Source organism: Lysobacter niastensis (assembly GCF_015453285.1).
Lineage (GTDB): Bacteria > Pseudomonadota > Gammaproteobacteria > Xanthomonadales > Xanthomonadaceae > Lysobacter_J > Lysobacter_J niastensis.
Map to the genome: position 1 here is coordinate 77,154 of NZ_JADLZT010000010.1, position 21,375 is coordinate 98,528.

At 68.3% G+C, this 21,375-nt stretch carries 17 protein-coding genes and 1 pseudogene; 9 read left to right on the forward strand and 9 right to left on the reverse strand.

Annotated elements, in window-relative coordinates:
* Positions 1 to 11: 11 nt before the first annotated feature.
* The 6 genes from IU514_RS16460 to IU514_RS16485 all read left to right on the forward strand — a co-directional run bounded on the left by IU514_RS16460 (position 12) and on the right by IU514_RS16485 (position 6,182).
* Positions 12 to 296 carry an STAS domain-containing protein gene (locus IU514_RS16460; RefSeq protein WP_194932230.1) on the forward strand — a complete coding sequence of 95 codons (285 nt, stop codon included), beginning with the start codon at positions 12 to 14 and terminating at the stop codon, positions 294 to 296.
* A gap of 26 nt (positions 297 to 322) precedes the next feature.
* Positions 323 to 688, forward strand: a complete 366-nt coding sequence (locus tag IU514_RS16465; protein WP_194932231.1) for a response regulator — start codon at positions 323 to 325, stop codon at positions 686 to 688.
* A gap of 19 nt (positions 689 to 707) precedes the next feature.
* Positions 708 to 2,678 (forward strand): chemotaxis protein CheW, encoded by a 1,971-nt coding sequence (locus IU514_RS16470; protein ID WP_194932232.1) that lies wholly within the window; start codon positions 708 to 710, stop codon positions 2,676 to 2,678.
* Between the two features lie 48 nt (positions 2,679 to 2,726).
* The gene (locus tag IU514_RS16475; protein WP_194932233.1) at positions 2,727 to 3,230 is read left to right on the forward strand and encodes a chemotaxis protein CheW; all 504 of its coding nucleotides are present in this window, start codon (positions 2,727 to 2,729) and stop codon (positions 3,228 to 3,230) included.
* A 333-nt stretch (positions 3,231 to 3,563) separates the two neighbouring features.
* Positions 3,564 to 5,378, forward strand: coding sequence for a methyl-accepting chemotaxis protein (locus tag IU514_RS16480; protein ID WP_425492015.1), 1,815 nt, complete (start codon positions 3,564 to 3,566; stop codon positions 5,376 to 5,378).
* A gap of 135 nt (positions 5,379 to 5,513) precedes the next feature.
* A complete protein-coding gene (locus IU514_RS16485; protein ID WP_194932235.1) occupies positions 5,514 to 6,182 on the forward strand; it encodes a protein-L-isoaspartate(D-aspartate) O-methyltransferase in 669 nt (222 codons plus the stop codon).
* Positions 6,183 to 6,188: 6 nt separating this feature from the next.
* Here IU514_RS16485 and IU514_RS16490 read toward each other — a convergent pair whose 3' ends face one another.
* Genes IU514_RS16490 through IU514_RS19285 form a run of 4 tightly spaced genes read right to left on the reverse strand, consistent with a single transcriptional unit; the run spans position 6,189 to position 11,809 of the window.
* Entirely contained in the window at positions 6,189 to 7,265 is a 1,077-nt protein-coding gene (locus IU514_RS16490) for an acyltransferase family protein (protein ID WP_194932236.1), read from the reverse strand.
* The gene (locus tag IU514_RS16495) at positions 7,262 to 7,738 is read right to left on the reverse strand and encodes a chemotaxis protein CheW (RefSeq protein WP_194932237.1); all 477 of its coding nucleotides are present in this window, start codon (positions 7,736 to 7,738) and stop codon (positions 7,262 to 7,264) included. The genes IU514_RS16490 and IU514_RS16495 overlap by 4 nt, the downstream gene beginning before the upstream one ends.
* Before the next feature lie 11 nt (positions 7,739 to 7,749).
* On the reverse strand, positions 7,750 to 9,303 hold the full coding sequence (locus tag IU514_RS16500) for a chemotaxis protein CheB (protein ID WP_194932238.1): 1,554 nt from the start codon (positions 9,301 to 9,303) through the stop codon (positions 7,750 to 7,752).
* Complete coding sequence (locus IU514_RS19285; RefSeq protein WP_425492016.1) at positions 9,296 to 11,809, reverse strand: response regulator; 2,514 nt, start codon at positions 11,807 to 11,809, stop codon at positions 9,296 to 9,298. The genes IU514_RS16500 and IU514_RS19285 overlap by 8 nt, the downstream gene beginning before the upstream one ends.
* A gap of 17 nt (positions 11,810 to 11,826) precedes the next feature.
* Between IU514_RS19285 and IU514_RS19290 the strand changes: the two genes are divergently transcribed.
* On the forward strand, positions 11,827 to 12,630 hold the full coding sequence (locus IU514_RS19290) for a pentapeptide repeat-containing protein (protein ID WP_194932308.1): 804 nt from the start codon (positions 11,827 to 11,829) through the stop codon (positions 12,628 to 12,630).
* Positions 12,631 to 12,913: 283 nt separating this feature from the next.
* Here the strand turns inward: IU514_RS19290 and IU514_RS19295 are convergent.
* The 5 genes and pseudogenes from IU514_RS19295 to pilG all read right to left on the reverse strand — a co-directional run.
* Positions 12,914 to 15,700: pseudogene (locus IU514_RS19295) on the reverse strand (Hpt domain-containing protein); the annotation flags it as partial.
* An 81-nt stretch (positions 15,701 to 15,781) separates the two neighbouring features.
* The gene (locus IU514_RS16525) at positions 15,782 to 17,803 is read right to left on the reverse strand and encodes a methyl-accepting chemotaxis protein (RefSeq protein WP_194932239.1); all 2,022 of its coding nucleotides are present in this window, start codon (positions 17,801 to 17,803) and stop codon (positions 15,782 to 15,784) included.
* A gap of 52 nt (positions 17,804 to 17,855) precedes the next feature.
* The gene (locus IU514_RS16530; protein ID WP_194932240.1) at positions 17,856 to 18,416 is read right to left on the reverse strand and encodes a chemotaxis protein CheW; all 561 of its coding nucleotides are present in this window, start codon (positions 18,414 to 18,416) and stop codon (positions 17,856 to 17,858) included.
* Between the two features lie 10 nt (positions 18,417 to 18,426).
* Positions 18,427 to 18,792 (reverse strand): response regulator, encoded by a 366-nt coding sequence (locus tag IU514_RS16535; protein ID WP_194932241.1) that lies wholly within the window; start codon positions 18,790 to 18,792, stop codon positions 18,427 to 18,429.
* Between the two features lie 18 nt (positions 18,793 to 18,810).
* Complete coding sequence (gene pilG, locus IU514_RS16540; protein ID WP_194932242.1) at positions 18,811 to 19,209, reverse strand: twitching motility response regulator PilG; 399 nt, start codon at positions 19,207 to 19,209, stop codon at positions 18,811 to 18,813.
* A gap of 313 nt (positions 19,210 to 19,522) precedes the next feature.
* On the opposite strand from pilG, the gene gshB reads away from it, so the two are divergent.
* Positions 19,523 to 20,479: a glutathione synthase gene (gshB, locus tag IU514_RS16545; protein WP_194932243.1), complete on the forward strand. Its 957-nt coding sequence runs from the start codon at positions 19,523 to 19,525 to the stop codon at positions 20,477 to 20,479.
* Positions 20,476 to 21,369: an energy transducer TonB gene (locus IU514_RS16550; protein ID WP_194932244.1), complete on the forward strand. Its 894-nt coding sequence runs from the start codon at positions 20,476 to 20,478 to the stop codon at positions 21,367 to 21,369. The genes gshB and IU514_RS16550 overlap by 4 nt, the downstream gene beginning before the upstream one ends.
* Positions 21,370 to 21,375 lie beyond the last annotated feature (6 nt).

Here is a 21,375-nt window from a genome sequence, read left to right on the forward strand (position 1 = left end):
GGCCGACGCCCATGACCGCACTGCCCCTTCCTTCCGATCTTGGTATCGAACACGTCGCCGACCTGCAGGCGTCGCTGCGTCCGCACCTGGACGAGGCCGAGCCGCTGGCACTGAACGGCGATCGCGTCGAACGCGTGCACACGGCGGGACTGCAACTGCTGCACGCCTTCGTCCGCGAACGCGCCGAGCAGGGCCGCCACACCGTCGTCACCGATGCGTCCCCGGTCCTGCGCGATGCCGCGCGCCAGCTCGCCCTCGCCGTCAGCCTCGGCGTCGATGCGCCGGCCGGCTCCTGAAACCACCCAACCGACAAGCCGCCCCGATGTCCAAGAACCTGCTGATCGTCGACGACTCCACCTCCATGCGGCAGATGGTCGCATTCGCCCTGAGCGGCGGCGGTTTCAACGTGCGCGAGGCCGAGGATGGCCAGGCCGCACTCGACATCGCCCGCACGCAGCGATTCGATGCCGTCGTCACCGACGTCAACATGCCGCGCATGGACGGCATCGAACTGATCCGCCAGTTGCGCCAGCTGCCGGACTACCGCTTCACGCCGCTGCTGATGCTGACCACCGAGTCGGGCACCGACAAGAAAATGGAAGGCAAGGCCGCCGGCGCGACCGGCTGGCTGGTCAAGCCGTTCGATCCCGAACAGCTGCTGGCCACCGTCCGCAAGGTCCTGAGCTGAGCAACGGGAAAACACGACGATGGACATCACCCGCTTCCATGCCGCGTTCTTCGAGGAAAGCCGCGAAAACCTGGATGCTATGGAAGCCGGCCTGCTGGCGATGGAGTCCGGCGCCGCCGATGGCGAAACCATCAACGTCGTGTTCCGCGCCGCGCATTCGATCAAGGGCGGCGCGGCGACGTTCGGCTTCACCGCGATCAGCGAGCTGACGCACCAGCTCGAAACCCTGCTCGACGAAGCCCGCAGCGGCCGCCGCCAGCTCGACGGCGACGCGATCGGCGTGCTGCTGATCGCCGGCGACGCATTGCGCGGCCTGCTGGCCGCCGCCGAGCACGGCGATGCCATCGACGAAGCCGGGCTGCGCCGCGCGCACGACGGACTGGCACAGATGATGGGCCGCACGTCCGCTGCACCGAAGGCGGCCCAAGCCAAGACCGAACCCGCGGGCGAATGGCGCATCGGCTTCAAGCCGGCCAAGTCGCTGTTCCTCAGCGGCAACGATCCGCTGCGCATCCTGCGCGAGCTCGGCAGCCACGGCGAACTCGGCGTCACCTGCGTCGACACGAACCTGCCGTCGTTCTCCGACCTCGACCCGTTCGAGGCCTACCTCGCCTGGGATTTGATGCTGCCCGGTAGCGTGCCGCGCGGTGCCATCGACGAAGCTTTCGCCTGGGTCGAGGACGAGTGCGAGCTGGCGATCGAATCCGTGCCCGCGGCGTCGATGGTCGCGCCGGCCCCGACCACGCTCGAAGCGGACAATGTCGTCGCACTCGATCCGCGCCGCGCCACCGATGCGCGCAGTCCGGGGACCGACAGTGGCGACAGCTCGATCCGCGTCGCGGTCAACAAAGTCGATGCGCTGATCAACCTGGTGGGCGAACTGGTCATTACGCAGGCGATGCTGCGCCAGCGCTCCACACTGCTGGATCCGGTCAGCAACGAGACGCTGCTGTCGGGCCTGGAACAGCTCGACCGCAACACCCGCGACCTGCAGGAAGCGGTGATGGGCGTGCGCATGCTGCCCGTGGAGTTCGCCTTCAGCCGCTTCCCGCGCATGGTCCGCGACCTCGCCGCGCGCCTGGACAAGAAGGTGCGGCTGCGCACCAGCGGCGAAGCGACCGAACTGGACAAGGGCGTGATCGAGAAAATCGTCGATCCGCTCGTGCACCTGGTGCGCAACTCCATCGACCACGGTCTGGAGTCGCCCGCCGATCGCCGCGCCGCCGGCAAGGACGAGACCGGCACGATCAGCCTGAGCGCCGCGCACCAGGGCGGCCACATCATCATCGAGATCAGCGACGACGGCCGCGGCCTGGATCGCGAACGCATCCTGCGCAAGGCCGCCGAGCGCGGCCTGCCGATCGCCGACAATCCCAGCGACGCGCAGGTGTGGGACCTGGTGTTCCACCCGGGCTTCTCCACCGCCGAACAGCTCACCGACCTGTCGGGCCGCGGCGTCGGCATGGACGTGGTCAAGAAGAACATCGCCGCGCTCGGCGGCCAGGTCGAGATCCGCAGCCGCCAGGGCGCCGGCACCACGGTGTCGATCCGCCTGCCGCTGACGCTGGCCATCCTCGACGGCATGACCGTCGCGGTCGGCGGTGAGGTGTTCATCGTGCCGCTCAATGCCGTGATCGAATCGCTGCAGCCGGCCGCCGACGACATCCGCACCATCGCCGGCGATGCGCGCGTGCTGCGCGTGCGCGAGGACTACCTGCCGCTGCTGGACCTTGCCGAACAGTACGGCCTGCCCACCGTCGCGCGCCAGAGCGCACCGATCGCGGTGGTGGTCGAGAGCGATGGCCAGCGCCTCGCGCTGGAAGTCGACGAACTGCTCGGCCAGCAGCAGGTCGTCGTCAAGAACCTCGAAGCCAATTACCGGCGCGTGCGCGGCGTGTCCGGCGCGACCATCCTCGGCGACGGTCGCGTCGCGCTGATCGTCGATGCCGGCGGGTTGTCGCAGAACGCCCGAACCCGCGCCGCCGCCTGATTCCGTCCTTCTACTCCCATCCGCGCGCCGCCACAGGACACCACGAACATGAGCGAAGCCAGACACCACGCCGCGCGCAACGACGCCTCGGCCGAATCCGCCAACGAGTACCTGACCTTCGCACTGGGCCAGGAGGAATACGGCGTCGACATCCTGAAGGTCCAGGAAATCCGCGGCTACGACACCGTCACCCGCCTGCCTGACGCGCCGGACTACATCAAGGGCGTGATCAACCTGCGCGGCACGATCGTTCCCGTCATCGACATGCGCCTGAAGTTCCGCCTGGAGCGCGCCGAGTACAACGCGCTGACGGTGATGATCGTGCTCAACGTCGCCGACCGCGTGGTCGGCATGGTGGTCGACAGCGTCTCCGACGTGATCCAGCTGGAAGCCGCGCAGATCCGTCCGGTGCCGGATATCGGCTCCGCCATCGATCGCCAGTTCATCACCGGCATCGGCACGCAGGGCGAACGCATGCTGATCCTGCTGGAGATCGAGCGCCTGATGTCGAGCGCGGAAATGGGCCTGGTCACGCAGGCCGCCGCAGCCTGACATCCACGCAACTCCTTTCGAGCCTCAACGGAGCAGCGCCCCGACCAATCGCAGCACACCAACACGGACGGACTCGCCGACTCCCCAGGCGATCTCTCGTGAAGTCCCCACTGCCGCCGTACTGCACCACTCCGCGCCCACGCCGACGCGCACGAAACCTTTGGCATTCACAGGACATCGAGGATCTTCATGGTCAAGCAGACCCCTGGACATCACCAACACGACCACCATGCGGGCGATGCGGCCCGCGGTTCGATTCCGCAGCTTCTCGCCGGCCTGTTCCGTGGCGGCGCAACCGCCAGCAGTGCCGCCAGCCATGGCAGCGCGGCGCGCATCGTCGACCTGGAAGGCCAGATCGCCGCGCTCAACCGCGTACAGGCCGTGATCGAGTTCGACCTCGCCGGCAACATCCTGCACGCCAACGAGAACTTCCTCGCGGCGATGGGCTACCACCTGGATGAAATCCAGGGCCGCCATCACCGCATGTTCGCCGATCCCGCCTACGCCGACAGCCCGGCCTATCGCGAGTTCTGGGCCAAGCTCGGCCGCGGCGAGTACGACGCCGGCCAGTACAAGCGCCTGGGCAAGGGCGGACGCGAAGTCTGGATCCAGGCCTCCTACAACCCGGTGTTCGACGCATCCGGGCGTGCGCGCAAGATCGTCAAGTTCGCCACCGGCATCACCGCACAGATGCAGCAGGCCGCCGACTTCCAGGGCCAGATCGCGGCGATCGGAAAGGCGCAGGCGGTGATCGAGTTCGGTCTCGACGGCCGCATCCTCGGTGCCAACGACAACTTCCTCGGCGCGATGGGTTACACGCTCGATGAGATCCGCGGCCAGCATCATTCGATGTTCGCCGAACCCGACTATCGCCAGAGCCACGAGTACCGGCTGTTCTGGGACAAGCTCGGCCGCGGCGAATACGACGCAGGCCGCTACAAGCGCCTCGGCAAGGGCGGGCGGGAGATCTGGATCCAGGCCTCGTACAACCCGATCCTCGACATGAACGGCAAACCATTCAAGGTGGTGAAGTACGCCACCGACGTGACCGCGCAGGTGCGCACGCAGCAGGCCCTGGAACAGGCGGTCGCGCAGACCCAGGACGTGGTGGCCGCGGCGCAGGACGGCGACCTCACCCACCGGATCCCGACCGAAGGCAAGACCGGTTCGATCGCCGAGCTGTGCGGCGGCGTGAACTCGCTGGTCGATGCGATGGCCGACATCGTCGGGCAGATAAAGTCCGCCGCCGACAGCATCAATGGCGGCGCGCGGGAAATCGCCGCCGGCAACAGCGACCTGTCGCAGCGTACCGAGCAGCAGGCCGCGTCGCTGGAGGAAACCGCGTCGTCGATGGAGGAACTGACCTCGACCGTGCGCCAGAACGCCGAGAACGCGCGCCAGGCCAACCAGCTCGCGATCGGCGCCTCGGAAGTGGCGATCAAGGGCGGCCAGGTGGTGCACGAAGTGGTCTCGACGATGTCCCAGATCAGCGACTCGTCGAAGAAGATCGTCGACATCATCGGCGTCATCGACGGCATCGCATTCCAGACCAACATCCTGGCGTTGAACGCTGCGGTCGAGGCGGCGCGCGCCGGCGAGCAGGGCCGCGGTTTCGCGGTGGTCGCCTCGGAAGTGCGTTCTCTCGCGCAGCGTTCCGCGGCCGCCGCGAAGGAAATCAAGACGCTGATCGGTGATTCGGTCGAGAAGGTCGGCGCCGGTACGCGGCTGGTGGAAAGCGCAGGCCGCACGATGGACGACATCGTCGGCAGCGTGAAGCGCGTGACTGGCATCATCGCCGACATCAGCGCGGCGTCGCAGGAGCAGAGCGCCGGTATCGAGCAGATCAACCAGGCCATCGTGCAGATGGATGAAGGCACGCAGCAGAACGCGGCGCTGGTGGAAGAGGCCTCCGCCGCGGCGCGCAGCATGGAGCAGCAGGCCGGACAGCTGATCCAGACGGTGGCGGCGTACCGCCTCTCCGGCGAAAGGGCATCGGCTGCACCGGCGCGTGCGCATGGCGTGATCCAGATGCCGCAGGCAGCGACGCTGCGTCCGGCGCAGGTGTCGACCGTGGCCCGGGCTTCGCACAAGCCGCATCGCGGCAATGGCGCGGCCAATCACGGCGGGGCGCACTGGCAGGAGTTCTGATCGACGGTCGTGAAGACAGTACGGCGCGGCTTCAGGCCGCGCCGTTCTGGTTGATGGGATCGACGACTGCGCAACACGCTCCATCCACGCCTTGCATGCTTTCATCCGACCAGCGGAGGGTGAAGGCGCGCTGTGATGGATTTCGAACAGGCCCGCCGGCGCATGGTGGACATGCAAATCGAAGGCCGCGGCGTTCGCGACGAAGCGGTGCTGGCGGCGATGCGCGAGGTGCCGCGCGAACGCTTCGTGCGCACCGGCACGGAGGAGCTCGCGTACGAGGACTGCCCGCTGGCGATCGGCGAAGGACAGACGATCTCGCAGCCGTTCATCGTCGCGTTGATGATCGAAGCCGCGACGGTACGCACCGGAGCCCGCGTGCTCGAGGTCGGGGCGGGCTCAGGCTACGCATCGGCGCTGCTCAGCCGCATCGCGGCCGAGGTGTATGCGATCGAGCGCATTGCCTCGCTGGCGCACGAGGCGCAGCAGCGTTTCGATGCATTGGGCTACTCCAACATCCACCTGATCGTCGGCGATGGCAGCCGCGGGTGGTCGGAGCATGCGCCGTTCGATGCCATCCTGGTCGCGGCGAGCGCGCCCGAAGTGCCACCGGCGCTGCTCGAACAGCTGGCTATCGGCGGGCGGCTGGTGCTGCCGGTCGGCAGCGGGTGGGGCGGCCAGCGCCTGTGCCGCGTCGTCCGCAACGGCATGCACGACTACGAACACAGCGACCTCGGCGGTGTGGCCTTCGTGCCGCTGATCGGGGAACAGGGCTGGGACGAGGATGGCCGGCGCGGTGGTGCGTGAGCGCGATCAGATCTTGAAATGGATGCGCCGCGAGTCCAGCCAGCGCACGACGCCCCACCACAGTGCGACGAAGGCCAGCGCGTACGCCAGCGACGGCAGGTAGGGGCCGAAACGCGGCGTCATCCAGTCGGCGAACGCATGGCGGTACAGCGGCTCCAGCCAGCCAGCCGCGGCGAGTGCGTAGAGCATGAAGGCCGAACCGGCGTAGGCCGCGATCGCATTGACGCCGAATGCGCGGCCCAGCGCCGGCCAGCCACGCCGGTCGATCAGCACATGGAATGCGCCCAGCAACCAGCAGGCGATGCCGCCGGTCCACAGCACGTACGCCGGGGTCCACAGGTTCTTGTTGAAAGGTTGCCACAGCGATACCGCGTAACCCGCCGCCATCGCCACGGCGCCGCCGATCCACAACGCGCGCAGTTGGCCCCGGCGCAGCCAGTCGCCCGCGCGCAATCCCAGCAGCGTCGTCGCCAGTGCGCCGAGCGTGCTGACCAGCCCTTCGGGGTCGTGCCCTCGCCCGCTGGCGGCGTCGAGCTGGTAGACATGCACGCCGAGCACGGCGTGATCGATCCGGCTGGCGATGTTTTCGAACGGCGCATACGTGCCACCGGCAGCCAACAGCGCGGCGTAGCCCAGCAGCAGCGCGGCCAGCACCATCCATTGCGTGCGTGGCCGCGTGTACAAGGCCAGCAGGCCGACGGCAGCGAAGCACAAGCCGATGCGCTGCAGCACGCCCATGATGCGGTAATGCGCCAAATCGAAGGCCCACAGCGCGCACAGGTGCAGCAGCAGGCCAAGTCCGAAGATGCGCAGCGCGCGCTTGAGCACGGTGGCGGCGAGCGGCGACAGCTCGTCGCCGCGCTCCACGCGCGGCGTCAGCGCCAGCGCGCTCGATACGCCGACGATGAAGAGGAACATCGGGAAGATCAGGTCGGTCGGCGTGCAGCCGTTCCACTGCGCGTGCAGCAATGGTGCATACACGTGACCCCAGTCGCCCGGATTGTTGACCAGCAGCATCGCCGCGACGGTAACGCCGCGCAGCGCATCGACGGAGGCGTAACGGGCCGGAGCGGCCGCGCTCAAGCCGCCTGCGCCAGCGCTTCGCCGATCAGCGTTTCCACGGCCTGCAGATCGGGCACGAACGCCGAGTCTTCATTGAGGCGGACCTTGGCCAGCACGCCGGACGGCAGCTCGCTGCCGTCGTCGTCCACCAGCAGACCGTCCTGCGACACCGTCACCAGGCGTGGGAAGCCCTGCGTCAGCATCGCGAAGTACGGCGCCTTGGCATTGCCGCCGAGTGCCTTCAGCACGACGACCTTGCTGCCCAGGCCGCCCTTCTCTTCGGCCAGGCCCGACATGCGTGCAAATGCCACCAGCGGCAACTGCCAGCCGCGCCAGCGCATGCGGCCGAGCAGCCAGTCCGGCGCGTTCTCGACCGCGTCCGGCTCGGCGTAGGACAGCACCTCGGCGATGGTCGCGTTGGGCAGCAGCAGACGTCCGCCGGCGACCTGGATCAGCACGCCGCGGATATCGGATTGTTGGACAGCTTGTTTCATCGCGCGATTCCTCAGCTCGGCCAGCGCTCGGCCAGTCGGCGCGCCAGTTCGACCGGCTGCCCCGCCGTGCCGCCGCGCGCAATCAATGCATTGGTGGCGGCCGCGTCGTAGCAGCCTTCCGGTGCCTGGCCGGCGACCAGCGCGCCCGACCAGCCCTGGTTGAGCACGGTGTCGACCACGGACGGATCGGCACCGCTCAGCAACAGCACCGCGGAGTGCGCGGTTGGCAGCGAAGCCAGCACTTCGGCCGGACGGTCGTTGAAGACGATACCGTCATCATCGCCCGCCACGCCGACGTCCGCCGGCAGGATGTAGATCTCGCCCGCGGATGCGCGCATGCCCGGCTCGGCCAGCTTCACCGGCAGCGAGGTGGCGCGCTGCATCTGCGTGACCAGGCGGTCGTAGCGGCCGCCATCGAGTCGCTGCTGCACCAGCACCGGACGCGAGAAGCTGCCCGGCAGCGCGCCGAGCAACTGGCGTACCGCATCCGGGCCGCCGATGCCGGCGAGCACCAGCACGGCGCCGTGTTCGACGGCGGGCGCGGACTTGGCCGCAGGCGCGGGTGCCGCATCGACCAGCTCCATCGAAGCGATGCGGCGCTCCAGGTCGGCGATATCGCGGCGGAAGCGATCGCTTTCGCCACGGCTGTCCTCGGCCGGAGCCGATGGTGCCTCCATCGAAGGCACGGTGAAGGACAGGTCCTGCACGGCTTCGCCGGAAGCGGAGAGTTCGTTGACGTCGTAATCGTGCGCGACCAGTTCGATGCCGGCGACATCCAGGGCCGAATCGGCAGGAATGCCCCCCGCCAGCTCGGCATCGGACGACTCCATCGTGATCTCTTCGATCGTCATGCCTTCCAGCGAGGCGACATCGAACGACACGCGCGCCGTCATGCCTTCCAGCGACACGCTGTCGAGGGGCACGCTGTCGAGAGCCACATCGACAGATACGTTGTCGAGCGACTCATTGTCGATCGGCTCGCCGTCGAGCGTGATGCTGTCGAGCGAAACGCTTTCAAGCGCCGCGTCGTCGAGCTCGATGGCTCCGAGCTTCACGTCGTCGAGGGTGATGCCGCCCAGCGCGATGTCGTCGGCGGAGAAGGCGATGGACATGTCGTCCTCGGCATCCACCACCGCCACCGGCGACATGTCGTCCAGTTCCAGTTCGGCCGTCGCTGCTGTGAGCGCCGCCGCGGGTTCCCAGTCGCTGTCGTCGCGGCGCGGCGGCAGGACGTCGCCATGGCGGTGCAGCTTGGCGGCCAGGTGGCGCACCCAACGCGCCGCGTCCCAGCCCTCGCGGGTCAGCGCGAGGTCGGCTTCCTCGAAAATCACTTCGATCGACGAGTCGGACAGAACGCTCTCGAAGCGGTCGATCGATTCCTCGATCGCCGGGTCCAGCACCACCAGCACCACCTCGGCCGACGCATCGCTCACCGCCGACGGCTCGATCCGCGTGGGATCGGCCTCCAGCACGATGCGGGCCCCGGCATCGCCGAGGGCGCCGCGCATCCTGTCGAGCGCGGCGCCAGGGCGTGCCAGCAGTGCCACGCGGCGTGGTTCAGTCATGGCGGTATCCGTCTTCGTCGGCACGCTGCTGTGCCAGGAGTTCGAACACGTTGCGCAGCAGTTCGTGCTCCTGGTACGGCTTGCCGAGGTAACGCTCGACGCCAATCTCGAACGCGCGCTGGCGATGCTTGTCGCCGGTACGCGAGGTGATCATTACGATCGGCACGCGGCGCAGGCGCGGATCGGCCTTCATCGCCGACGCCAGCTCGTAACCGTCCATGCGCGGCATTTCGATGTCGAGCAGCATCAGGTCCGGCACGACGTCGACCATGCGCTCGAGCGCGTCGAGGCCGTCCTTCGCGGTGGCGACTTCGAAGTTGTGGCGTTCCAGCACGCGGCCGGTGACCTTGCGCATGGTGACCGAGTCGTCGACCACCATGACCAGCGGCACGCGGCGCGTTTCGGCGACCGGCACCTGCACGACGAGCTGATCGCGCGGCAGCAGTGCCTGGCGGCGCACCAGCGGTGCGACGTCGAGGATCACCACGACTCGGCCGTCACCCATGATGGTGGCGCCGAAGATGCCCGGCAGCGAAGCGACCTGCGGACCGACCGGCTTCACCACGATTTCGCGGTTGCCGACCACCTGGTCGACGCACACCGCGGCACGCAGGTCGCCGGCGCGGATCAGCAGCAGCGGCATCTGCAGGTGGCCTTCTGCCTTGGCCGGCGACTGGCCGACCAGGTTGCCGAGGTCATGCACTGCGTAGTCCTCACCGCCGTAGCGGTAGACCGCATCCGTGGCGCTGCCGTCGGCCGCGACCAGCTGGTCGCGTCCGATGCGGCCCACGCCGCGTACCGATGCGATCGGCACCGCGAACGTGGTCTCGCCGATGCGCACGAACACGGCCTCGGTGACCGCCAGCGTCTGCGGCAGGCGCAGCGTGAAGGTGACCCCGCGCCCCGGCGTGGAACGGATGTCGAGCGTGCCGCCGAGCTGGCGCACTTCGCTGGCGACCACGTCCATGCCGACGCCACGACCGGCCAGGCGGCTGACTTCGTCGGCGGTGGAGAAGCCCGGCTCCAGGATCAGCGCATCGAGTTCCGCATCGCTCAGCACCGCGTCGCTGCGGACCAGACCACGCTCTTCGCCGCGTCGGCGGATCGCGTTGCGGTCGAGGCCGGCGCCGTCGTCACCGACTTCCAGCACGACTTCCGAACCTTCGCGGCGCACCGCGATGTGGATCGTGCCTTCTTCCGGCTTGTGGGCCTTCTTGCGCTTCTCCGGTGTTTCGAGGCCGTGCGCGACTGCGTTGCGGAGCATGTGCTCCAGCGGCGCGGTCATGCGGTCGAGCACGTTGCGGTCGAGTTCGCCCTGCGCTCCGTCGAGCTTGAGCTGGACCTGCTTGCCCAGCTCGCCCGAGGCCTGGCGCACGACGCGGCGTAGACGCGGCTGCAGGACCTCGAAGGGCACCGTACGGGTGCGCATCAGGCCTTCCTGCAGGTCCGAGCTCACGCGCGACTGCTGCAGCAGCAGGGTTTCGTACTGGCGCGTCAGGTCGTCGAGCGTGGTCTGCAGGCTGACCTGGTCGGCGGCCGATTCGGCCAGCGCACGGGACAGCTGCTGCAGCGTCGAGAAGCGGTCGAGTTCGAGCGGATCGAACGTGGTGTCGGTGGTTTCGTGCTCGCGCTGGTAGCGCGCGATGATCTGCGCCTCGGTCTCGATATCGAGGCGGCGCAGCTGGTCGCGCATACGCGTGTTGGTAGCGGCCATTTCCGCGATGGCGCCGCGGAACGCACCCAGCTGCTGCTCCAGGCGGGCGCGATAGATCGCGACCTCACCGGCGTAGTTCACCAGGCGGTCGAGCAGGTCGGCACGGATGCGGACCTGTTCCTGCGGCGCGCGCACGCCGATGTCGTCTTCGTCGCCGGTGGAGGCTTCGTCGATCGGCGCCGACAGCGGCTTGAGCTCCGCCTTCGGAGCGGCAGGCACGGCGGACGCAGCGGCCACGGGAGCCGAAACCGGCATCGCAACGACGGTCTCGCCGCGCGAACGCGCGTCGAACTCGGCGATCAGGGCCGCCGGCATGGCGATCGCGCGACGCTCGCCGACGCGGGTGATCATCGCGTGCAGGCGGTCGAAGCCGCGCTCCAGCAATGGCACGCCGTCGCTGCCGAACTCGCCGCGGCGGTCCACGACCGCTTCCAGCAGCGATTCCATGGCGTGGCCCAGCTCGCCCACGGCCATGATGCCGGCCATGCGGGCGCCGCCCTTCAGCGTGTGCAGGTCGCGCTGCAGGCCGGCCAGCATTTCGCGGTCTTCCGGCGTCTCGCGCAGGCGCGCCAGCAGACCGTCGGAATGATCGAGCAGGTCGACGCCCTCTTCGACGAAGATGTCGACCAGTTCCGGATCCAGTCCGGTCAGGTCCAGCGCCTCGTCCGGATCCTCGCTCGTGGCCAGGGCGTGGGCGATGAGTTCGGCAACCGCGGGCTCGTCGGCAGCAACTTCGGCGACTGCAGCCTCGTCGGCCTCGATCTGGGCCAGCTCCACGACCGGCACCTGCACCGGCTCGATCGCCTTCGATGCTTCGAGCGCTGCGGAAGCGGCTTCGGCCTGCTCGCGTGCCAGGCGCTCCGCTTCCGCGTACTCGGCTTCGAGGCGGGCGTACTCACGCTCCTCCTCGGCCAGACGGTCGGCTTCTGCGCGCTCGGCTTCGACGCGTTCGGCTTCGAGACGTTCGGCTTCGAGACGTTCGGCTTCGAAGCGCTCTGCTTCGAGGCGTTCGGCTTCGAGACGCTCGGCTTCGAGACGCTCGGCTTCGAGACGTTCGGCTTCGAGGCGCTCGGCTTCGAGACGTTCGGCTTCGAGACGTTCGGCTTCGAGACGTTCGGCTTCGAGACGTTCGGCTTCGAGACGTTCGGCTTCGAGACGTTCGGCTTCGAGACGTTCGGCTTCGAGACGTTCGGCTTCGAGGCGTTCGGCTTCGAGGCGCTCGGCTTCGAGGCGCTCGGCCTCGGTACGTTCGGCTGCGGCGGCTTCGAGACGCTCAGCCTCGAGGCGTTCGGCTTCCGCACGCTCGGCTTCGAGACGCTCGGCCTCGGTACGTTCGGCTGCGACGCGCTCCGCTTCGAGACGCTCGGCCTCAAGGCGCTCGGCTTCCGCGCGCTCCGCTTCGAGACGCTCGGACTCGATGCGCTCGGCTTCCGCGCGCTCCGCTTCGAGACGCTCAACCTCGAGGCGCTCGGTTTCGAGCAGGCCGGTTTCGACGGCCTCGACCTCGGCCAGCGTCGCCACGTCGCCATCGGCGGCGTTGGCGAGCATCGTCGCGGACATCCAGCGCGAGTCGACCACGAACTGGTCGCCGATGGCGGCCGCTTCGTCGCTGAACTGCATCGGCAGGACGTCGGTCTTGACGTGCTCTTCCTGCTCGCCGGCATCGAAGACGATATGGGTCGGCGCTTCGCTGATGGCTTCGCCGCTGAAGGCGCTCAGGTCGATCGCACTGAACTCGGCCTCTTCGGCCGCGAAATCGGCTTCGGTGTATGCCTGGACCGCCGGTTCCAGCGGCATCGGCGCACGCGCGTCGGGCAGGCTGTCGCGCAATGCCACCATCCGCTCGGCCAGGCCGGAGAACAGCGGCACACGCGGGCGCTCGGACTGCAGCGCGGCCAGGGTCTGGCGGATCGCCAGCACCACCGCGGCGAGCGCGGCCAGCCCTTCTTCGCTGGCCGGTGCGCCGGAGGCGAGCAGGCGCTTGATATAGGCTTCCGTCGGCGCGGTGATCTCGGTGATCACCGGCACTTCGGTCATCGCGAACGCGCCGTTGAGCGTGTGGATCGCACGCTGCAGGCTGTCGTCGGCCGGAATCGGCGCGGCGTTGGCGGCGATCAGCCACTGGTCGATCGTGGCCAAGTGGCCGTTGACCTCGATGCCGAGGATTTCCAGCAGCACCTGGTCGATCGAGGCCGGCATGCCAGCGGGTTCGGCGACGGGTTCCGCCACCTCGGCCACGGCCATCTCGAACTCCGCCGCTTCGACGGTTTCGGTGGCTTCGGCCGCCAGTTCAATGGCTTCTTCCGGCGCCTCGACCACCGCTTCGACGGCGGCGTCGGCGCGCGCCGCGGACGGCACGTACATCGCTTCGTCGCCGGCAGCGAGCCGGTCGGCATGATCCTGCATGCCGGCGAGGTCGGCCGTGATCGCGCCCTGGTTGCGCAGCGCGTCATGCAGCTGCGGCAGCACGGCGTAAGCGTGCTCGACCATGCCGATCACGGCGGGACTCGGCGGCCGCGTGCCGTCCAGCACGCGGTTGAGCATGTTCTCGATCTTCCAGCTGAACTCGCCCAGCGTCTTGGCGCCGACGAGGCGGCCACTGCCCTTCAGGGTGTGGAAGACGCGGCGGATCGGACGCAGCTTCTCGCTGTCTTCCGGCGTGTCGCGCCAGGCCGGCAGCAGTTCGCCGAGGTGGGCGATCTCTTCCTCGAGCTCTTCCAGGAAGACTTCGCGGATTTCGTCGTCGATGTCGTCGCTATGCTCGAAGCCACCGGCGGCAACGCCTGCGGCCGTGGTCGCGACCGGTGCGGGCGCGGCTGCCACGGGCGCGGGTTCCGGCGTCTTCGGCGGCTGCGGCGCGGACTCGACCATCTTGGCGGCTGGCGCCAGGTCGATCTCGTCCTCGAGCTGCGGCTCCAGGGACTGGGTGTCGAAGCGCGGCGCCTTCGCCAGTTCCTCGGCGGTGATCGGCGACGGCGCGGCCCACGTATCCGGCAGCGGCCAGTAGTTCAACGTCTCCAGGCTCTGCCGGGCGATGTCGAGGATGTTGTCGCGGTTCGGGCGCTGCGCACGCAGCGCTTCGAGGTAGTACTCCAGGCTCGACAGCGCATCGGCCAGGGTGTCGAGCTGCTGGCCGTTGGGCACGCGCCGGCGCTCGATCAGTTCGTATTCGGTGAAGCGCTTGATCGCGGCGAGATAGCCGGCCGGGATCGGCAGGTCGAGGATGCGCAGCGCACCGGAGACTTCGTCGAGGAGGCGCGGCACTTCGACCAGTTCGGCGTGGTCCCAGCCGGTCTCGACGAACGCGACGAAGGACTGGCGGGCATCGCCGAAGTTGGCGATCGCTTCGCGCACGACCACGTCGAGCACCTTGCGCGACTCGCTGGCCAGCAGGTCGTCGTCGGCCTTGTCGTCGGGCAGGCCGAGACGGCTGACCTGGTCGTCGAGCGAGGCATCGACGTAGAGCAGCGCGCCGGCGATGTCGAGCAGCGCGCCCTCGTCGGCCGGACGCTGGCCACCGACGATCTCACGCATGGCGTCACGCTGTTGCAGCACGACGTTGCGGGCGACGCCCAGGCCCATCATGCCGAGCGTGTCGCCGACGCGGCCGAGCGCCTCGACCTGCGGCTGCAGGTCGGCGACATCGGTCTGGCCGGTGCGCAGGTGCAGGTCGAGCGTGTCCTTGACCCGCAGCAGGTCTTCCTTGATCGCCGCCGACACGGTGTCGAGCAGCGCGCGGTTGCGGCCGCTCAGGCTGCCGCGTGCATGTTCCAGCTCCGATTCGCTGGGCAGGTGCGCGTCGAGATCGAAGGTCTCGCGCAGGTGCTCCAGGGCCGGGTGCGGCGCCGTGCTGTGCGCGACGTGGTAGAGCAACTGGCGGGTCGGCTCCGCGGCGGGTTCGCTGCGCGGCGCGCTGAAATCGTTGTCGGACAGGATCTGGCGTGCTTCGCGCTCGACGCCGGCGAAAGCCTGGCGCAGCGTACGCGTCGCCGGCAGGGCGCCGTCGCCCATCGCGGCGGCGACCGAGGAGGCCACCCACAGCATGCGACGCACCGGTTCGAACACGACATCGCCGAGCAGGCCGTCGATGGCCTTGGCCAGGCGCGCCGGATCGGAGGGCGTGCTGTCTTCCGGCCAGGCATTGAGTGCTTCACGCAGTGCCGTCAGGTGCGGCGCTGCGGAATTGCGCGCCGCCTGCGTCGAGGTCACTACCGGCGTGGGCAGGTCCTGCGGCAGCGGACGGTCGAGGTCAGGCGAGAACAGCACGCTCTCGTTGAGACCCGGTTCGCCGCGCGCCGCGCGCAGCTCGTTGAGCAGCGGCAGCAGCACGATGGGAATATCGCGGTGGCCGCCCTGCAGGCGTTCCAGGTAGTCAGGCAGCAGCACCACGCCGCGCATCAGCGCCGCGCAGGCATCGTCGCGATCGCTGACCTGGCCGAGCTGCAGCGCCAGCGACAGGCGCTCCATTTCCTCGGCCACCATCGCCGGCGCATACAACTCGACCATGCGCAGCGTGCCGTGCACCTGGTGCAGGTGGCTGGCGCACATGCGCATGCGGCTGGCGTCGACCGGATTCTCGGCGTAAGTCTCGATCTCCTGGCGCGCCTGGCGCAGGGTTTCGTCCAGCTCCGGCTTGATCCAGCCGAGCGTGGTGGTATCGATCGCCTCGCGCATTACGGTCATCGCGGTCCCCGCATGTCATCGGGGCCGAGTCGACTGCGCCGGCCGGTGAGGAAACTGTTCATCCGCGGTGCAATCCCGTCCTCAGGCCGGCAGCTTGAAGTCGGCGACCGAGCGACGCAGGTCGGCGGCGAGCTGTGCCAGGTTTCCAATCGATGCCGCCGTCTGGTTCGCACCCTGCGAGGTCTGCGCGGTAATCGACTGGATCGTGTTCATCGTGGCGGTGATGTTCGACGCCGCGCTGGACTGCTGCTGCGCCGCGCTGGAGATGCCCTGAATGAGGTTGGACAGGTCCGACGACACCTTTTCGATCTCGCCCAGTGCGGTACCGGCGTCCTCGGCGAGGCGTGCACCGGCGACCACTTCCGAGGTCGTCTGTTCCATCGAGCTCACCGCTTCGTTGGTGTCGGACTGAATCGTCTGAACCAGCGTTTCGATTCGCTTGGTCGCGTTGGACGCGCGCTCTGCGAGTCGCTGCACTTCGTCGGCCACGACCGCGAAGCCGCGGCCCGCTTCACCCGCCGAGGCTGCCTGGATGGCCGCATTCAGCGCGAGGATGTTCGTCTGTTCCGAGATGTCGTTGATCAGTTCAACGATCGAGCCGATTTCCTGCGAGCTTTCGCCCAGACGCTTGATTCGCTTCGACGTTTCCTGGATCTGGTCGCGAATGCTGTCCATGCCGGCGATCGTCTGGCGCACCACGCCCGCACCCTTGGTCGCGATCTGCACCGAGCGCTGCGCCACGTCCGCCGATTCGGCCGAGTTGCGCGACACCTGGTTGATGCTCGCCGCGATTTCGCTGATACGGTCGGAGGCGGAGTTGATTTCCTGCGCCTGGTGCTCGGCGGCTTCGGCCAGGTGCATGGCGGTGGCCTGCGTCTCCTGCGCGCTCGACGCCACCTGCACCGAGGTGTCGGTAATCGTCTGCACCAGGCTGCGCAGCTGCTCCACGGCGAAGTTGATCGAGTCCGCGATCGCGCCGGTCATGTCCTCGGTGACCGTCGCCTTCACCGTCAGGTCGCCTTCTGCGAGCGAACCCATTTCGTCCAGCAGGCGCATGATCGCCTCCTGGTTACGGTCGTTGAGTTCCTTGGTGCTTTCGTAGCGCTTCTTCTGCGCGCTGTTGAGCGAGAAGAGCAAGCCGGCGATGGCGATCAACGCTGCGATACCGGACAGGATCGACAGCCAGATGTTGCCCATCACGCTGGTGTCCTTCAGCGAACCGAAGGCGGTGAAGGCGCGGAACAGGCCCTGGCTGTCGGCCAGCAGCTTGTTCGAACCGGTGGTGATCGAGGCCGCCGCGGACTGCGCGCGGAACAGGTTCTGCGAGCTCGACAGGATCGCGTCGAGGTCCTTCTTCATTTCCAGCCACAGCGTCTCGGCCTGGGTGAGCGCGGCCAGCGCGCTGCCGTTGCCCAGCGGGGTCACGCCGAACGCGGCGTCGCCCTTGCGCAGGCCGGTGAGGACGTTGCCGAACACCGAGGCGTCGCGGCCCAGGGCTTCACCGGCGAGTGCGGCGCCGCTGCCACCGGCGCGGATTTCGGTGATGCGGCGGGCCATCGTTCCCGACAGCACGACCTGGCGCAGGGCGATGTAGACCTGCGAGGACGGCGAACCGGAGGCCGACATCGCGCGCACCAGTTCGTCCAGGCGCGCCTGCAACTGCGGCACGCGGCTGGCGAAGCTGTCGGCGCGGCCGGCCAGGCCCAGCACCGCCTGTTCGCTGGCGATCACCTGGTCGGCGCTCTGGCCCAGCGTGCTCCAGGTCGAGGCCACGGTCTCGATCGGGCCGGACACGCCGGCGGTGGTGCCGAAGTTCTTGGAAAGCTGCGAGACGTTGTTGTCGATCTCGCCCTTGGTGGCCTTGAAGGTCTCGAACATCTTGGCGTCGCCGCCGACCGCTTCCTGGCCCTGCACCGCCAGCTGCTGCGAGAGCACGCGCAAGTCCGAGGCCGCGGTGCTGGCACCGCCGAGGCGCTGCGCCTTCCAGGTCGCGTAGCCGGTATTCAAACCGAATACGAGCACCGAAACGCCCAGTACGACCAGCCAGGTATTGACGCCGAGATTACGGCCCTTGCCGGCCACGGAATCCATCACAGTGCTCATGGTTCAGCCTCGAATGTATTGCTGCTTTTGCGGCAGACGTTTTGTTGGACGGCTAGGCCGCGGCTTGTCGGAATTCAGGTGTGCGGGCCAGCCGTTCCAGGCTGAAGATCCCCCACGGGTGGTCGCCCAGGCGGTAGGCCCGGTCGATGAAATGGGCGTAACGGCCATCGCTCAGCTGCACGGCGTCGGTTTCCTCCGCGCCGAGCTGCTGCTGGTCGGTGAAGCTGCGCTGGCCGTAGAGCTCGTCGATCAGGACGGCGACGTCGCCGCCGGGCTGGCGCACCAGCAGGATGCGCTGGCCTTCGTGCAGGACCGTGCGCTCGCCTTCCAGGAACTGCTTGAGGTCGACGATCGGCAGCAGGTTGCCGCGCACGTTGGCCACGCCGAGCATCCAGGGCTGCGCGCCGGGGACCGCGGTGACCTGCGGGATCGGGAGGATTTCCAGCACTTCGCCGAAGTTCGAGGCGAGGCGGCGCGAGCCGATGCGGTAGCCGACGCCGCGCCACAGGCCCGGTGCGTCGAGCTGCTCGGGCAGGCCGGCCACGTGCGCCAGGCTCCGGCGCTCGTAGTCCGCCAGTACGTCGAAGGGCGATTGGGTCGCGTGCTTGCTCATCACCACGGACTCAGGCGCCAATCAGGTCGTTGATCCGTGCGATCAGCTCGTCTTCGCGCGGCGGCTTGACGATGTAGTCCTTGGCGCCCTGGCGCATGCCCCAGGCCTTGTCGGTGTCCATTCCCTTGGTGCTGACGATGAGGACCGGAATGGCCTTGGTGTCCACGTCGCGCGACAGCGCGCGGGTCGCCTGGAAGCCGTTCATGCCCGGCAGTACGACGTCCATCAGGACCAGGTCAGGGCGCTCGCGGCGGCAGACCTCGATGCCGTCCTCGGCGCTGCCGGAAGCCAGCACCTGGTGGCCGTTGCGCTCCAGGAGCTGGGTCAGGACGGCCGTGTCGGTCGGCGAGTCCTCGATCAGAAGAATTCGTGCCATGGATGCCTTACCCCCCGGTCAGGCGTTGACGTGCTTTCGGATGGCGTCGAGGAGTTCCTCGCGCGTAAATGGCTTGGTGAGGTATTGCTCGGACCCGACAATACGTCCGCGCGCCTTGTCGAACAGGCCATCCTTGGAAGACAGCATGATGACCGGCGTGCCCTTGAACAAGTGATTGTTCTTGATCAGCGCGCAGGTCTGATAACCATCCAGTCGCGGCATCATGATGTCCACGAAGATGATCTGTGGTTGCTGGTCGGCGATCTTCGCCAGTGCCTCGAAGCCGTCGGTAGCCGTGACTACCTCGCAGCCTTCGCGCTTCAGCAACGTCTCGGCGGTTCGACGGATGGTCTTGGAGTCATCGATGACCATGACTTTCAAGCCGTCGAGGCTGCCGCTTCTGACCTCGTCAAGCATTTGTATTTCCCCCGTGCGGTGCTGCGCTGGCTCAGGCACACCGCGAAAGTGACTTTATTCCAAGGTGTGTGCGGGCTGTCAAGCTCGAAATCAGGCCCGGACCGGCTGAATGCGTAGAAAAAAACGGCTTCGGCCGTCGTCCGCCAGCATCGCCCGGACCCACGGCCAGCGGCCAGCCGGGCACGGCCGATCCGGGTCCCAGGTCACTGTTCGGCGCCTCGCCGGCGCCTGGCGGGATGAACCGCCCGGAAACCGGTCGGCGGCTCCCGGGACGCCTGCTACCATCGTGCCATTGCCCTGCCCGCCGCCCCCAATGCCGCTCGACATCATCGTCGTGATGGACCCGATCGGGTCGATCAAGATCGCCAAGGATTCGACCTTCGCCATGCTGCTGGAGGCTCAGCGACGCGGCCACCGGGTGCTTTACGTGCAACCCGGGGCGCTGACCGTACGCGACGGTGTGGCGCAGGCACGGGTGGCGCCGCTGCGGGTCAAGGACGACAAAAACGGCTGGTTCGAGCTGGGCGACTGGAGCACGTTGCGCTTCGGTCCCGGCCAGGTGGTGCTGATGCGCAAGGACCCGCCGGTCGATCCGGCGTACATGCACGACACCCAGATCCTCAGTCTGGCCCAGTCCGCCGGGGCGATGATCGTCAATGATCCGCGCGGCCTTCGCGACATGAACGAGAAGCTGACGGCGCTCGAGTTTCCGCAATGCTGCCCGCCCACGCTGGTCAGCCGGCACGGCGCGGAGCTGAAGGCCTTCATCGCCGAACACGGCGAAGCGGTGCTGAAAACGCTGGACGGCATGGGCGGACGCTCGATCTTCCGCGCCCGCGCGGGCGACCCCAACACCAACGTCATCCTCGAAACGCTGACCGAGAGCGGCCACCACCTGGCGATGGCGCAGCGCTTCATCCCGGAGATCAGCGAGGGCGACAAGCGCATCCTGCTGGTCGACGGCGAACCGGTCGACTACTGCCTGGCGCGCATTCCCCAGGGCGACGAGTTCCGCGGCAACCTCGCCGCCGGCGGGCGCGGCGAAGGCCGTCCGCTGAGCGAACGCGACCGCTGGATCGCGGCGCAGGTCGGTCCCGAGATGAAGCGCCGCGGCATGCTGTTCGTCGGGCTGGACGTGATCGGCGACTACCTGACCGAGGTCAACGTCACCAGCCCGACCTGCATCCGCGAGCTCGATGCGCAGTTCGGCATCAACATCGCGGGGATGCTGTTCGACGCGATCGAAGCGCGACTCGCGGCTGCTGCATGAGTGCCGTCGCGATCGACCGCGTGGCGGCTCCGGCGCCACCCGACATCGGAAGCAACGGCCGTTTCAGCGCGACGCTGGTGCTGTCGATGCTGGTGCACGGCATCTTCCTGCTCGGGGTCGGCTGGACACTGGAGAACGCCGCGCCGGTGATGCCGACGCTGGACGTGATCCTGACCCAGACGACGAGCGCGCTCACGCCGAAGCAGGCCGACTTCCTGGCGCAGGCCAACAACCAGGGCGGCGGCGAGCACGACAAGAGCACCCGCCCGCGCGAGGCGCAGTCCGGCCCCCTGCCACAGGCCGCCTCGGGCATCGCGCCGCGGCAGTTGCGCGCGCAGTCGCCCGCACCGCAGCCGGCGCCGCAGACGCGCGTGGTCAGCAGCGCGCGCGGCGAAACGACCACGCCCACGCCGCGCGCCACGCCGACGCCCAGCGAGCGGCCGCTGCCGCAGGGCCAGGAGAAGATCGAGCGCGACGTCGAGATGGCGCGCCTGGCGGCGGAGATCCACATGCGCTCGGAACGCTACGCCAAGCGCCCGACGCGCAAGTTCGTCTCCGCCAGCACGCAGGAGTACGCGTGGGCAGGCTACCTGCGCGAATGGGTCGACCGCGTCGAACGCGTCGGCAACCTCAACTACCCGGACGAGGCGCGACGCCGCCGTCTCGCCGGGCAGGTGGTGATCAGCGTCGCGATCCGCCGCAACGGCTCGGTCGAACGCGCCGACATCATCAAGACCAGCGGCATCGCACTGCTGGATGCTTCGGCGCTGCGCATCGCCAAGCTGGCGGAGCCCTACCCGCCGCTGCCGCGCACCGACGACAACCCCGACATCCTGCACGTCACCCGCACCTGGAACTTCCTGCCGGGCGGGCAACTGATCGACGAGTAGAGGCCG

What these genes read in the sequence shown, in the direction of transcription:
- IU514_RS16460 (WP_194932230.1), top strand. Translation starts at nt 12, where the DNA reads ATGACCGCACTGCCCCTTCCTTCCGATCTTGGTATCGAACACGTCGCC.
- IU514_RS16465 (WP_194932231.1), top strand. Translation starts at nt 323, where the DNA reads ATGTCCAAGAACCTGCTGATCGTCGACGACTCCACCTCCATGCGGCAG.
- IU514_RS16470 (WP_194932232.1), top strand. Translation starts at nt 708, where the DNA reads ATGGACATCACCCGCTTCCATGCCGCGTTCTTCGAGGAAAGCCGCGAA.
- IU514_RS16475 (WP_194932233.1), top strand. Translation starts at nt 2,727, where the DNA reads ATGAGCGAAGCCAGACACCACGCCGCGCGCAACGACGCCTCGGCCGAA.
- IU514_RS16485 (WP_194932235.1), top strand. Translation starts at nt 5,514, where the DNA reads ATGGATTTCGAACAGGCCCGCCGGCGCATGGTGGACATGCAAATCGAA.
- IU514_RS16495 (WP_194932237.1), bottom strand. Translation starts at nt 7,738, where the DNA reads ATGAAACAAGCTGTCCAACAATCCGATATCCGCGGCGTGCTGATCCAG.
- IU514_RS16500 (WP_194932238.1), bottom strand. Translation starts at nt 9,303, where the DNA reads ATGACTGAACCACGCCGCGTGGCACTGCTGGCACGCCCTGGCGCCGCG.
- IU514_RS19290 (WP_194932308.1), top strand. Translation starts at nt 11,827, where the DNA reads ATGCTTCGAGCGCTGCGGAAGCGGCTTCGGCCTGCTCGCGTGCCAGGC.
- IU514_RS16525 (WP_194932239.1), bottom strand. Translation starts at nt 17,803, where the DNA reads ATGAGCACTGTGATGGATTCCGTGGCCGGCAAGGGCCGTAATCTCGGC.
- IU514_RS16530 (WP_194932240.1), bottom strand. Translation starts at nt 18,416, where the DNA reads ATGAGCAAGCACGCGACCCAATCGCCCTTCGACGTACTGGCGGACTAC.
- IU514_RS16535 (WP_194932241.1), bottom strand. Translation starts at nt 18,792, where the DNA reads ATGGCACGAATTCTTCTGATCGAGGACTCGCCGACCGACACGGCCGTC.
- pilG (WP_194932242.1), bottom strand. Translation starts at nt 19,209, where the DNA reads ATGCTTGACGAGGTCAGAAGCGGCAGCCTCGACGGCTTGAAAGTCATG.
- gshB (WP_194932243.1), top strand. Translation starts at nt 19,523, where the DNA reads ATGCCGCTCGACATCATCGTCGTGATGGACCCGATCGGGTCGATCAAG.
- IU514_RS16550 (WP_194932244.1), top strand. Translation starts at nt 20,476, where the DNA reads ATGAGTGCCGTCGCGATCGACCGCGTGGCGGCTCCGGCGCCACCCGAC.